Origin of the sequence: Alistipes sp. (assembly GCF_048465635.1) — a bacterium.
In the GTDB taxonomy this organism is placed as follows: domain Bacteria; phylum Bacteroidota; class Bacteroidia; order Bacteroidales; family Rikenellaceae; genus Alistipes.
On record NZ_DBFWLF010000017.1, the window covers coordinates 41,957 to 55,274 of the forward strand.

Here is a 13,318-nt window from a genome sequence, read left to right on the forward strand (position 1 = left end):
CCGCTACGACAACGGGCTGTTTCTCACCGAGAAACAGCCCGTTGTCGTAAGGGGGAGGCGGAAAGGCTAATGCTCTGTGCACTGCTCCACGCTTCCGCTGCCTGTGGCCGTGATGGGGGACTCGACCCCGTTGCGGTAGAGGGTCACGTTGGTGAACGTCGAGCAGGAGTACGGATTTCCGAGTCCCGACAGCGCACCGATCGTTGCGTCGCCGGCATAGGTCGCGCGGATCGTGCAGTCGGAAACCGTGCAGAGGTGGAGCGTGCCGTTGGACGTCGCGTTGATTCCTCCGATATAAGTCACGTTGTCCGTTTCGATATCGCCCGTGTGGCTGCAATTCTCGAGGACCCCGTCGACCCGACCGACTAACCCGCCACAGCCCGACATATTCGTAGCGGTCCGGACGATTCGGATCGTGCCGATGTGGTGGCAGTTCGTAATGCGGCTGGTTTCGCTAAACTGTCCGCCGACGACCGCACCGAATACGGAGACCGCGGTATTGGTGTCGACGATATCGGCCCGGAACGTGAGGTCGGAAACATTTCCCGAGATTTGGCCGAACAGTCCGGCGAAAGAGACCAAAGAGGGGGAGAGGTAGAACGTTCCGCCGTCGATGGTCTTTCCGTTGCCGTCGACGTTGCCCTTGAACACGGGTGAATTCTTTACCGCATCGTATCCGACCGGAATCCACGGATCGCTTTCCGGGGCGCTGATCGAAAAGTCGTTTTCCAGCCTGAACGTCTTGCCCTCGTAGGTATTTCCGGCGTTGGTGGCCGCTGCCAGCGCGCGCAGGTTGGTCTCGTTCGAGATCAGGTAGGGCGCCGCTTCGGTCCCCACGCCACCCGTATAGACGGCGTCGGACCACTTTTCGGCGGTTTTGCGGATCGGGGCGACCTTGCCGGCGGCGAGCGTTCCGCAGGTCTGCGTGGTGTAGTATTTCTTGTTGACGACGATATCGAGCTTCTTGCCTGACAGCTCGGCCGTGGCGGCTATCGGCAGGTAGAGCACGGCGCGGCCGTCGGTCAGCGGAACGTCGAGCGCGTCGCTGTAAAACAGGGCCGTCTGCGTGCCGGCGGTCAGTACGGGCGTCCCGCCCGTAAGGTTGTACGACACGGTGGAATAGAGTGCGGGCGTGCCGTCCTGCACCATCAGGTGCAGGGAACGGATAGCCGTCTCTCCGGCGGGCAGCGTCAGGTCGAAACGCATGAGGGGCAGCAGGGGCCGGAAGACGAAGTTGGTTTCCGCGTCGCGGTATGGGGCGTAGAGCCAGAATTTCTGCATGAGCTGGTCCGCGGTGCAAATCTCCAGCCGCGGATTGATGCCGTCGGAGTTGTATGCGCTGCCGCTCCAGTCGCCCAGCCACATGGCCAGGGCGGGGGTTCCGGTGTAGCCGGCGGGCGATTCGAAGACGGCGGTCTTGCCACCGTCCCCGATGCGGATCGCGGTGAATTTCCAGGCGGTCGCCGAGGCGCCGAGCGAGTTGACTACGCACAGTACGTCGCCCTCCTGCCAGGTGAGTTTGATGTTCGACACTCCGTCGTCGTCCGCGCCGATGCGCGTGGCGGGGGTCGTCGCAGCCGGATCGTCCGACTGGATGGAGGCGGTGATGTAAATGGGTTCGGTGGCCGGAACGGAGGACGTTTGTGCGGGTTCATCGGCCGGGCCTTCGCTGCAAGCGGTGAGGGCCAGTGCTGCGAGGGCAGCGAAAAGGAGAAGACGGTTTTTCATGGCTTCGTGGTTTTCGGGTTAATCTTCGGGCCAGGTGTTGTCGTAGCCCAAGTCGGGGAGATTCCCCTCGCCGGTAGCCGTGAAGCCTCGTTCGGAAACGACCTCTACGATTTCGAGGTCAGGGGCGAGGTAGCGAAGTTCCCCCCCCCTTGCGTCTTTTGCAGTATGCGCATATGGATGAGATTGTTTTTCGGCTGCAAAGGTAACTAAAAAGCCGGAATTGCACCGGCTTTTTTCGAAGTTTTTATGAATTGCCCTCCCGAGGCCCTTGCAGGGGCATTTTGCAGTCCCTTCGCAGTGCGGTTCGGCGCGCAGCGGGATCGAGACCCGGCTGGCCGCGCGAAGTGCTGCCGGATGTGCAGCCCGGTCGGAGGCCCGGATGGCGGTTCAAGGTCATGGCCCGGAACGTGATCCGGCTGGCTGCGGAATGTTGCCGGATGTGCAGCCCGGTCGGAGGCCCGGATGGCTGCGGAATGTTGCCGGGTGTGCATCCCGAACCGAAGCTCGGATTGTAGTTCGGGACGTGACCGGGACCGGAGGACCGGATATGCGGCGCCCCCCCCCTCGCTCAGTCGAGAAACCCTTCGCGGACGAGTTGTTCCCGGATGCGGACCCAGTCGGCGACCGGGCGTTTCACCCCGTCGATGAACCGCAGGGGACAGCCCAGCGCGCTGTCGTCGATATAGAGGTCTGCATGCACTTTGGGCGAGGAGGTCCACGCCTGCTGCTGCGGATTGGCATTGACCGCATAGAGCGGAATCCCGTTGAGGCGGAACCACTCGACGGCCTTTTCCAGCAGCCGTCCGCTGCGCATGGTCAGCAGGATCAGCCGGCAGCCGTTGTCGGCCAGCTCGCGCAGCACGGGCACGGCTCCCGCATCCTCCCCGATCTCGGGGTAGGCGTGCGTGACGACCGTTCCGTCGAAGTCGACGGCTATCGTTGCGTCGTGAATGGCCATCGCTACTGCTTTTTACCGCTCAGCCGGCGGAAATAACGGATTAGCCGCTGCCGGTAGCCCAGCTCTTTGCCGTCGTCCTCGTACCCGTATCCGTAGCCATATCCGTACCCGTATCCGTAGCCATACCCGTATCCGCGGCGGCGATTGCGCGTGCCGTTCAGAACGATACACATGTTATGCAGCTTCTTTTCGCGGTAGAGCCGTTCGATGTCGGGCAGCTGGCGGCGGTCCAGGACCCCTTCGCGCACGATGTAGATGCAGAGATCCGACAGCCGGTCGGTGATGATCGCGTCGGCCACCGACATGGCGGGGGTGCTGTCGAGGAAAACGTAGTCGTAGCGGGCGTTCAGCTCGGCGACGAGCCGGTCGAGCCGCTCCGAGAGGAGCATTTCCGTCGGATTGGGCGGCTGTACGCCGGCATAGATGGCGTCGAGATTCTTATGCAGGTCCGTAGGCTGGATCAGCTTGTCCACGTCGGTGACCATGCCCGAAAGGTAGGTTGTGATGCCCGTCGTGGTCTTGCCGTGTCCCTGCTGCGTCGAGAACGCGTGGCGGCGCAGGTCCAGATCGACGATCACCACCCGTTTGCCCGCCATGGCGAGCGTGATGCCGAGGTTGGTGGCCACGAAGGTCTTGCCCGCATGGGGGTCCGACGAGGTGAAGAGGATGGTGCGGATGCCCTTGCCGGCCGAGACGTTCATGAACGTCATGTTGGAACGCAGCATGCGGAACGCCTCCGAAAGGGGATCGCGGCCCGTTTCGCGGACCAGCGTGTCGTTGTCCTCCACGTCGGGGATGTCGCCCAGGAACGGGGCGCTGATGCGATCCTCGATGTCCTTGCGGTTGCGGATGGTCGTGTCGAGCATGCCGATCAGGAAGAGCGGCAGGAAGGGGATGGCCAGTCCGGCGAGCAGCGCGATGCCCAGGATCATGACCGGTTTGGACGATACGGGGGCGTTGCTGCCGTAGGCCGTATCGATGATGCGCGAATTGCTCTCGGCCACGGCGTAGTTGAGCTGCGTCTCCTCCTGCTTGTTCAACAGGTAGAGGAACAACTCCTCCTTGATCTTCTGCTGACGCGTGATGCCGAGGATCGCCTTCTCCTGCGCCGGCATGTCGGAGATGCGGCGGTTGGCCTCCTGCTCCTCGCGGCGCAGTGCGTCGCGCTGGATTTCGAGCGTGGAGATATGCGACGAGAGCGACGAGAGGATCGAGCGGCGCACGGCGGCCAGCATATTGTCCATCTCGCGGATGACGGGGCTGCGCTCGGAGCTGTTCTCCAGCAGTTTCTCACGCTGGAGGATCGTCTGATTGTATTCGTCGATCTGCGTGGTGATCGCCGGGTTGGCGACCGAGGCCACCATCGGAATCAGCCCCCCTGCGTTCGCCGGATCGTTCAGGTAGGTGCGGATGAACTCCGCCACGCTCAGCTGGTTCTCCACCGAAAGGCTTTCGGTCTTGTAATGCGAACTCTCAGAAGTGCTGCGGCCGGCCTCCGTCACGAAGTCGATCAGCTGGTTGTCTTTCTTGATCTGTTCGATGCCCTGGTCCACCTCGCCCAGTTCGCGGCCGATGATTTCCAGACGCGCCTTGATGAAATCGGCGGTATTGACCGAGATGCGGCGTTTGTCGTCGATGGCGTCCTCGTTGTAGACCTTGACCAACGTGTTGATGACGTCCTCGGCCAGCCTGGGTACGGGGTGGTTCATCGTGATGTTCACGATCGACGACTGCTGGTTGGCCACGGCGCTCTGGACCATGCTGCGGTAGACGCTGGTCATGGCCGCAAGGGTCGATTTGGAGATGCTGATCGGGTTGCCGATGTAGGAGGGGTGCATGAAGTAGGTCTTGCGCACGACCAGCTGCCCGACGGGGGTGCGCACCGTGTCGCCGTACGAAACCGTGATGCGGGCGCTGCGATCCTGTTTGGCGATAAACCCGTCGTTGAAGTCGGTCAGCAGGACCCGATCGCCCTGCTGCGGCGTAAGCTCCAGCGAGAGCCACTGGTCTTCCGCATCGTCGATGAAATCCACCTCCACGGGCGACTGTCCGTAGAGGTTGCGGTCGCGCAGCCGGCCCAGAAGCGTATAGTTCGTGGTCAGCCCCAGCCGTTTGACCACCTCGGTCATCAGCCGGCGCGACTGGAGGATATAGACTTCGTTGTCGACGTTGCGGCGGCTCTGGAAGCCGGCCAGATCGTTGAACGCCTGCAGTTCCGTGTCGCCGCCCTTGCGGCTGTCCTTGACCAGGATGGTGGCCGTGCGGCGGTAGATCTTCGGGGTGCGGGCCAGGTAGAAGTAGGCCATACCGAGGCAGAGGGCAAGCGAGAGCGCGAACCAGTGCCAGTTGGCGAGCACCATGCGGAGTATGTCGTGGAGCGTGATGACGCTTTCGTTCCGCCCGTCGTCCGCGATCAGCGGCTGGTTGTTGAACTGTTCGGTCATGGTTCCGGCTTATTTGGTGAGGGTGACGATGAGCGTGGCCACCGAGATGGCGGTGGCGGCCAGCGAGAGGTAGAAGTTGCGGTTTTGGCTGATCTCGCCCGTCTGCGCCTTGTACTTGTTGGGCTTGACGTATACCACGTCGTTCTGCTGGAGGTAGAAGGCCGGGGAGTCGAACGCCTCCCGGGAGGTGAGGTCGATCACTTCGACCGTTCGCACGCCGTCCACTTCGCGCGTGACGGTCACCTCGTTGCGCAGGCCGAAGACCGTGATGTCGCCGGCCAGGGCCAGGGCGTCGAAGATCGAAATCTTGTCGCGCGTGAGGTCGTAGTACCCCGGGCGGGTGACCTCGCCGATGATCGAAATCTTCATATCGGCGAACTCCACGTTGACCGCCGGGTCGTTGAAGTATCCCTCCGCGATGATTTTGTCGGCGATGGCGCGGGCCAGTTCGCCGCGGGTCTTTCCGGCTGCTTCGACCTGGCCGATCAGCGGCATGCCGAGCATCCCGTTCTCGTCCACCGTCAGGATCTGGAGGGACTGCGGTCCCGATGCCTGGGACGGCGTGCCCGAAACAGAATTGTACGACGACCAGGCGTTGAACGGCACGGCCAGTTCGGGGGTTTTGCTGCTGACCACCACCGTGATGCGGTCGAGGGGCTTGATGCGTATCTGTCCGTTCTGGACGATCTGTTCGGGGGTGAAGGGCTGCGCGTCCTGAATGTACCAGGCCCGTTTTTGCGCCGAGCACGATGCGAGCAGCAGGATGGTCACAAGGGCAGCGGTGAAGGGGTGTAAACGTCTCATGGGTATGTACAAGCGTTTTTGTCGGGAAAAGTCATGCCTGGACTGTTGCGCATCCAAGCGGATTATTTGCGCAAAGGTAAGTATAATTTCGGGGAATTACAAGGCGCTTCGGCCGCTATTTACCCTCGAGCCAGTTCATAAAATCGGTCGTTCGGGAACGACTGACGAACACGTCGAAGTCGGGACGGGGTTCGAGGGTCACTTTGAGCCGGTTGCTCAGGTGCTTCGAAATGCCGGCGATGGCGTCGACGGCCACCGTGCAGTTGCGCGAAATGCGGAAGAAACGCGCGGGGTCCACCTCGTCGGATATGGTGTCGAGCGATGCGTCGAGGATGTAGCGGCGGTTCCCGGAGGTGACCAGATAGGTGCTCTTGTCTTCGGCGTAGAAGTAGGCCACCTGCGCGGTGTCGATCACCGCCAGCCGGTCACCCAGTTTGACCACGAAACGCTTCTTGTAGTCGCGCTCCCCGCCCGTGAGTGCGCTGCGCAGCCGTTCGATGTCGAACGCGGGCAGCGCCGGGGTGCTCTCCAGCGCGGCGCGGCAGCGCTCGACGGCCGCCCGCAGCTCCTCGGGATCGACGGGTTTGAGCAGGTAGTCGATGCTGTTCACGCGGAAGGCCCTGACCGCATAGTTGTCGTAGGCGGTGGTGATGACCACTTTGCCGCGCACTTCGACCTGCGAGAAGATGTCGAAACACATGCCGTCGGACAGCTCCACGTCCATGAAAACGATGTCGGCCCGGTTGTCCGGATCGCGCAGCCAGGCCGCGGTCCCCGCCACCGAGCTTTGGATGCCGGCGATGTGAAGGTCCGGGAACGAGCGCTCGATGGCTCGTTGGAGGTTGGCCTGTGCGGGTATTTCGTCCTCGACGATCAGTACGTGGTAGGTTTTCATAGGAGGGGGAGTTTGACGATGAACTGGTTTTTGGTCCGGATGACCTCGATCGGACGGCCCGAAATGTCGAGGTACTGCTGGCGGATGTTGCGCAGCCCCATGCCGGTCGACGCCTGGGCGCTGAGGCGGGGCTGGAGGTTGTTGGTTACGGTCAGCGTCTCTTCGCGGGCGCGGATCTCCACCTCCAGCGGCCGCTCGGGGCTGACGACATTGTGCTTGGTGGCGTTCTCGATCAGCAGCTGCAGGCAGCAGGGGACCACGTGGCGCGCGAGCGCCTCGGGCGGGATGTCCAACCGCACGGAGAAGCCGCTGGCGAAGCGCTCCTGCAACAGTTCGATGTACTTGCGGGCGAACTCGATCTCCTCCTGCAGGGGAACCAGCGGCTCGTCCTCGTTCTTGAGCATGTAGCGGTAGGTTCCGGCCAGCTTGCGGATGAAGGCGCTGGCCCGTTCGGTCTGCTGCTCCTGGACCAGATAGTCGAGGATGTTGAGCGAGTTGAACAGGAAGTGGGGGTTGATCTGCAGTTTGAGTTTGTTGTATTGGAACTGCGCCCGGTGCTTCTTGCCGCGCTCGGTGCGCAGTTCGGCGCTGGAGGCGATGACGTAGTTGACCAGCTTGAGCAGCGTGTAGACCACGATTTCGAAGAGCAGAATCACCACCAGCAGCCGCAGGAAGAGCAGCGCGTCGAACCGCAGGCCGTTGCCCCACGGGAAATCGTAGTAGACCAGCAGGGTGATCACGACCGAGAACGCCCCCATGAAGAGGATCGACACGGCGCTGCGCAGCTCGCGCCGCTCCAGCAGCCGGGGCCGGAGGCTGACGAAGATGATGTTGCCGCACAAGAGCGCCATCAGGGCGAATGTGTTGCTCAGCAGGCGCTGGAACTCGGGGAAAACGCCGGCCCGCGCAAAGTAGGAGGAGTTGAAGATGAGCGTGTAGGTCAGCCGCAGCACGAGGATCGCCGTGGCCAGCGCCACGATCTGGAGCGTCGAGGGCGACCAGCGGATCCGGTCGTCGGGCTTCTTGCCGATCAGGCGGGCGAAGGCGTAGACGCTCCAGCCGAGCAGCTCGGTGACCAGCGCCGTGGTGATGGCCGCCGCCGCGGTGGCGTCGGGAACCGCCAGCGCGACCAGCCGCGCCCCGTAGCTGCCGATCAGATAGCCGGTGAAACAGCCCGCCAGCGTCAGGGCAGCAACCATCTCGGCCTGCAGGCCGCGGCGGATGGAGATGATGACGATCAGCGAGATGGTCAGCACCGTCAGCGGCACGTCGTCCACGTAGTTGATCAGACGGCTCACGACCGCCACCGCGGCGTGTGCGGCGGCGAAGAGGTGGATCACGGCGGGGGTCGCAAGCGAAAGGCGCTTCATGGCTGTTTTTACACTTTTTAACTATGAAAGATAGGGTTTTTCTGCTGTATTTCCAAATTTTTCTGCACCTGCGCTCCCTGCACGTCCGGCGAGGGCGGCGTTTCGTCATTTTCGTTTTACCGTTCGTCCGGACGATCGCACCGTTCGTCGGAAGAAAATTGCGTATTCCGGATGGTTTTTTAAAATTTGTGTAACCAAACCGACCAACTGCTCCGTATGAAAAAACCTAAACTGTCTTTCTGGCAGATATGGAACCTCAGCTTCGGATTTCTGGGCGTCCAGATCGGATATTCGCTCCAAAATTCGAATACGTCGACCATCTTCGAATCGTTGGGAGCCGATCTCTCGCAGCTGAGCTACTTCTGGCTCGCCGCTCCCATCGCCGGACTGATCATCCAGCCCATCGTGGGGCTTTTCTCCGACGGCACGTGGACACGTTGGGGGCGCCGCATCCCCTTCATTCTGGGCGGATCGCTGATCTCGGCCCTCGCCCTGGCACTGATGCCCAACGCCCATCTGCTGCTGGCCTTCGCGCCGCTGGCGATGGGGGCGTTCATCCTGCTGTTCATGGACCTGTCGTTCAACGTCACGATGCAGCCGTTCCGCGCGCTGGTGGCCGACATGCTCGACAACTCGCAGAAGACCAAAGGGTATGTGGTCCAGACCTTTCTGATCAATCTGGGCGCGGTCGTGGGTGCGGTGCTGCCGCTGATCCTGACCTATTTCGGCGTCTCGGACGAGGCGCGCCCGGGCGAGGTGTCGCAGCATATCGCGTGGTCTTATTATATAGGTGGTGCGATCCTGCTGGTGACGGTGTTCGTCACGGCGTTCCGCACCAGGGAGTACCCGCCCGAGGAGTTCGCCCGCTACAACGACGAAACGCTCGAGGAGGTGTGCGAAAAGCCGACCTTCATGGAGCTGGTGCGCAACGTGCCGAAGGTGATGCTGCAGCTTGGCGTGGTGCAGTTCTTCTCGTGGGCCGCGCTGTTTTTGATGTGGACCTACCTCAAACCCGCCATCACGGGGGTGGTCGTCAGCCACGAGACGGGCGAACTGCTCTCGGCGGGCCAGACCCAGACGTGGGTGGGGGTGCTCAACGGCACGTATCCCATCCCGGCCTGCATCGCCTCGCTCTTCATCACCGGAATCGCCGCCCGCTGGGGCAACAAGCTGGTTTACGCCGTCTGCCTGCTGTTCGGTGCGCTGGGCTTCGCCGGACTGTGCTTCACGACCAACCAGTATGCGCTGATGGTCCCGATGGTCGGGATCGGCATCGCCTGGGCCGGGATTCTGGCCATGCCCTATGCGATCCTCTCGCGGGCGGTCGAGGCGCGGCGGATGGGCGTCTACATGGGCATCTTCAACTTCACGATCACCATCCCGCAGATCGTTGTCGGCCTGACGGGCGGCGTGATCGTCAAATACCTTTTCGGCTCCTCACCGATGGCGATGATAGCACTTGCAGGTGCATTCATGCTCTTGGCGGCCGTCTCGGTTGCGTTTGTCCGCGAAAAAGAGTAAATTCAATCCTATGATCAGCTGTTGTATATTCGACCTAGACGGCGTTATCGTCGATACCGCCAAATACCACTACCAGGCGTGGGCCGAGATGGCCCGCGCGCTGGGCTTCGAGTTCACGCCCGAGCAGGGCGAGGCGACCAAGGGGGTGAGCCGCATGGCCTCGCTGGAGATCGTTCTGCGTGCCGGGGGGATGGAAAATCGTTTTAGCGCCGGGCAGAAGGAGCGCATGGCCGCCGAGAAGAACGAGCGCTACCTCTCGTTTGTGCGGCAGATGACCGCCGACGAGGTGCTGCCGGGCGTGAGGACGTTCCTCGAGGAGCTGCGCGCCCGCGGCGTGAAGGTCGTGCTCGGCTCCGCGTCGAAGAACGCGGGCGTGATCCTCGACCGCTGCGGCATCCGGCCGCTGTTCGACGTGGTGGTCGACGGGACGCTCGTGACCAAGGCCAAACCCGACCCGGAGGTCTTTGCCAAAGGGGCCGAACTGGCCGGGGAGCGGCCGGCCGACTGCGTGGTCTTCGAGGACGCCGCCGCCGGCATCGAAGCTGCGACGCGCGCCGGCATGCGCTCGGTGGGCGTGGGCGGCAGCCCGACGCTTTCGGCCGCCACCATGCAGCTGCGCACGTTCGAGGGGTTCACCCTTGAAAAACTCGCTGCCGGCGTCGACGGGAAATAGGATGCGGGGGCGCAGCCATGCAAAGGACGCGGTTGAGGACCGCTGTTACATGACTGGGCGGCGGTAATCGAGGGCGCAGCCTGCGGAGGACGCGGTTGAGGACCTCCCCTGCACGACCCCATAGACCGGCCGCATTATTCGAGAGGGTAGCTGCCTGCGGAGGGACGCGATAAGCGGGCCTCCGCGCCCGGAGGCTGCGGCCCGCCGGCTTGACAGCCGAAAAAAAGACAATGAACTGCGGCCCGCCGGCTCATACGGAGCCGCATGACTGAAAAAGGTGGAAATTCATACCTGATGTTCTTCGCCCCTCCCGAGGGAGGGGGCGGGGGTGGGGTCAGATTTGTAAACGCGGCGTGCCGCCGCGAGTAAAAGCCGATAAGAAGCATTATAACCGAACCACATAGACAAGAAACCGGTATAGCGATCCAACCATCCGCGGAAGTCCCCTCCGAGGAGGGGATTTAGGGGAGGGTCAGATTTGTAAACGCGGCCACCGGCCGCGCGCGTAACCGGCCGAAAACGAATAAACATACAGAAAACCAATAAACCGTCAAAAGAACCACAACCCATGCACAACCAATTCCTTAAAACCGATCCGTGGCGCCTGATCGAGGAGCGTTACGACGCGCAGCGCATGAAATCCTCCGAGTCGCTTTTCGCGCTGGGCAACGGCGTGATGGGCGGCCGCGCCAACTTCGAGGAGCAATATTCCGGGCCGTCGCTGCAAGGCAACTACATCGGCGCCATCTACTACCCCGACAAGACGCGCGTGGGGTGGTGGAAGAACGGTTATCCGGAATACTTCGCCAAGGTGCTCAATTCGGCTTTCTGGATCGGCATCGACGTGGCGGTCGACGGCGAGCCGCTCGACGCGGCGCGCGCCGAGGTGAAGGAGTTTTACCGCGAGATGGATATGCGCCGTTCGGTGCTCACGCGCCGCATGCGCGTGGTGATGCCAGGCGGGGCGGAGGTGACCGTCGAGGCCGTGCGTTTCCTCTCGCTGGAGCGCCGCGAGCTGGGGGTGATCCGTTACAGCGTCACGCCGCTCAACCGGGCCGCCGAGATCACCTTCTCGCCCTACATCGACGCCGACGTGCGCAACACCGACGCCAACTACGACGAGAAGTTCTGGGAGGAGGTCTCGACCGACTGCGACGCCGTGCAGAGCCGCACCAAGAAGAGCGGCTTCGAGGTGGCCTGGGCGCAGGCCGTGGCGCTCGAGGGCGCTGCGTTTAGCTGCGAGACCGAACCCGAACGGGTGCGCCAGACGGCCACGGTCCGCTGCGAAAAGGGACAAAAGGCCACCCTTTATAAATATGCGGGCATCTGCTCGTCGCTCAACCACGCTCCGGCCGACCTGATGGCCGCCGCCCGCGGGGTGGCCGCCGATGGCCTGCGCACGGGCTTCGACGCGCTGCTCAAAGAGCAGGAGGCCGCCTGGGAGCGCCGCTGGCACGGCTGCGACATCGTGGTCGAGGGCGACGACGAGGCGCAGCAGGGCATCCGTTTCTGTATTTTCATGCTGCTGCAAACCTATACGGGCGTGGATACGCGCCTGAACATCGGCCCCAAGGGCTTCACGGGCGAGAAATACGGCGGGGTGACCTACTGGGACACCGAGGCTTACTGCCTGCCGTTCTACCTGGCCACCACGGGCGAGCGCGTGGCCCGCGAGCTGCTGGTCTACCGCTACAACCAGCTGGACAAGGCGATCGAAAACGCCGCCAAGCTGGGCTTCCGCGACGGTGCGGCGCTCTATCCGATGGTCACTATCAACGGCGAGGAGTGCCACAACGAGTGGGAGATCACCTTCGAGGAGATCCACCGCAACGGCGCCATCGCCTACGCCATTTTCAACTATATCCGCTACACGGGCGACCATGCCTATCTGGCCGAATACGGGCTGGAGGTGCTCCTCTCGATCGCCCGCTTCTGGGCGCAGCGCATCACCTGGTCCGAGGCGCGCAAGAAGTACGTCATGCTGGGCGTCACGGGTCCCAACGAGTACGAAAACAACGTCAACAACAACTGGTACACCTCCTACATCGCCTGCTGGTGCATGCGCTATGCCGCCGAGGCCGCCGCGTGGGTGCGCACGAACCGTCCCGACGACTACGCCCGCATCTGCTCGAAGCGCAGCTTCGACGAGGCGGCCGAAACGACCCTCTGGCACGAGATCGACGCCAACATGTACCTGGGCGAGGACCCCGAGCTGGGTATCTTCCTCCAACAGGACAACTACCTCGACAAGGAGCAGATTCTCGTGAAGGACCTCGACCCCGCCGAGCGGCCCATCAATCAGAAGTGGTCGTGGGACCGCATCCTGCGTTCGTGCTTCATCAAGCAGGCCGACGTCCTGCAGGGGCTTTACTTCTTCCAGGAGGATTTCGACTTGGAGACCGTCCGCCGCAATTTCCACTTCTACGAGGAGCGCACGGTCCACGAATCGAGCCTCTCGCCCTGTGTGCACGCCATTCTGGCCGCCAAGATCGGCGACATGGAGAAGGCTTACGAGATGTACCTGCGCACCGCGCGCCTCGATCTGGACGACTACAACCGCGAGGTCGAGGAGGGCTGCCACGTCACCTCGATGGCCGGATCGTGGTTGTCGGTGGTCGAGGGCTTCGGCGGCATGCGCATGGCCGACGGCCGGCTGACCTTCGCCCCGCGCCTGCCCGAGGCGTGGCGCTCGCTGACCTTCAAGGTCAACTACCGGGGCCGCGTGCTCACCGTGCGGGCCGCGCACGAGGGCGTCGAGGTCTCGAACGAGGGAGAACCCGTCGACATCGCGCTTTACGACACGCCGCTGCGCCTGGAGGCGCACGCTGCGCAGACTGAAAAATAAGAAAACTGAACCAAACAACCTAATTATTAACTAATCGCAAAAGCTCTATGAGAAAATTTCTCGCTATGTGCTTGGGTACG

At 62.6% G+C, this 13,318-nt stretch carries 9 protein-coding genes; 3 read left to right on the forward strand and 6 right to left on the reverse strand.

The genetic code is table 11. The features are described 5' to 3' along the window. Positions 1–66: 66 nt before the first annotated feature. The 6 genes from ACMO9O_RS06630 to ACMO9O_RS06655 all read right to left on the reverse strand — a co-directional run bounded on the left by ACMO9O_RS06630 (position 67) and on the right by ACMO9O_RS06655 (position 8,199). The gene (locus tag ACMO9O_RS06630; protein WP_418983005.1) at positions 67–1,728 is read right to left on the reverse strand and encodes a hypothetical protein; all 1,662 of its coding nucleotides are present in this window, start codon (positions 1,726–1,728) and stop codon (positions 67–69) included. A 568-nt stretch (positions 1,729–2,296) separates the two neighbouring features. Then, complete coding sequence (locus ACMO9O_RS06635; protein WP_418983006.1) at positions 2,297–2,686, reverse strand: hypothetical protein; 390 nt, start codon at positions 2,684–2,686, stop codon at positions 2,297–2,299. A gap of 2 nt (positions 2,687–2,688) precedes the next feature. Next, on the reverse strand, positions 2,689–5,130 hold the full coding sequence (locus tag ACMO9O_RS06640) for a GumC family protein (RefSeq protein WP_418983008.1): 2,442 nt from the start codon (positions 5,128–5,130) through the stop codon (positions 2,689–2,691). A 9-nt stretch (positions 5,131–5,139) separates the two neighbouring features. Beyond that, complete coding sequence (locus ACMO9O_RS06645; RefSeq protein WP_418983009.1) at positions 5,140–5,934, reverse strand: polysaccharide biosynthesis/export family protein; 795 nt, start codon at positions 5,932–5,934, stop codon at positions 5,140–5,142. A gap of 115 nt (positions 5,935–6,049) precedes the next feature. After that, positions 6,050–6,829, reverse strand: coding sequence for a LytR/AlgR family response regulator transcription factor (locus ACMO9O_RS06650; RefSeq protein WP_418983011.1), 780 nt, complete (start codon positions 6,827–6,829; stop codon positions 6,050–6,052). Next, the gene (locus tag ACMO9O_RS06655; protein ID WP_418983012.1) at positions 6,826–8,199 is read right to left on the reverse strand and encodes a sensor histidine kinase; all 1,374 of its coding nucleotides are present in this window, start codon (positions 8,197–8,199) and stop codon (positions 6,826–6,828) included. The genes ACMO9O_RS06650 and ACMO9O_RS06655 overlap by 4 nt, the downstream gene beginning before the upstream one ends. Positions 8,200–8,415: 216 nt before the next feature. On the opposite strand from ACMO9O_RS06655, the gene ACMO9O_RS06660 reads away from it, so the two are divergent. From ACMO9O_RS06660 to ACMO9O_RS06670, 3 genes are all read left to right on the forward strand, one after another. After that, positions 8,416–9,720: an MFS transporter gene (locus ACMO9O_RS06660; RefSeq protein ID WP_418983013.1), complete on the forward strand. Its 1,305-nt coding sequence runs from the start codon at positions 8,416–8,418 to the stop codon at positions 9,718–9,720. Between the two features lie 10 nt (positions 9,721–9,730). Continuing rightward, positions 9,731–10,393 carry a beta-phosphoglucomutase gene (gene pgmB / locus ACMO9O_RS06665; protein WP_418983015.1) on the forward strand — a complete coding sequence of 221 codons (663 nt, stop codon included), beginning with the start codon at positions 9,731–9,733 and terminating at the stop codon, positions 10,391–10,393. A 568-nt stretch (positions 10,394–10,961) separates the two neighbouring features. Continuing rightward, positions 10,962–13,238 (forward strand): family 65 glycosyl hydrolase domain-containing protein, encoded by a 2,277-nt coding sequence (locus tag ACMO9O_RS06670; RefSeq protein WP_418983017.1) that lies wholly within the window; start codon positions 10,962–10,964, stop codon positions 13,236–13,238. The last annotated feature ends 80 nt before the right edge of the window (positions 13,239–13,318 follow it).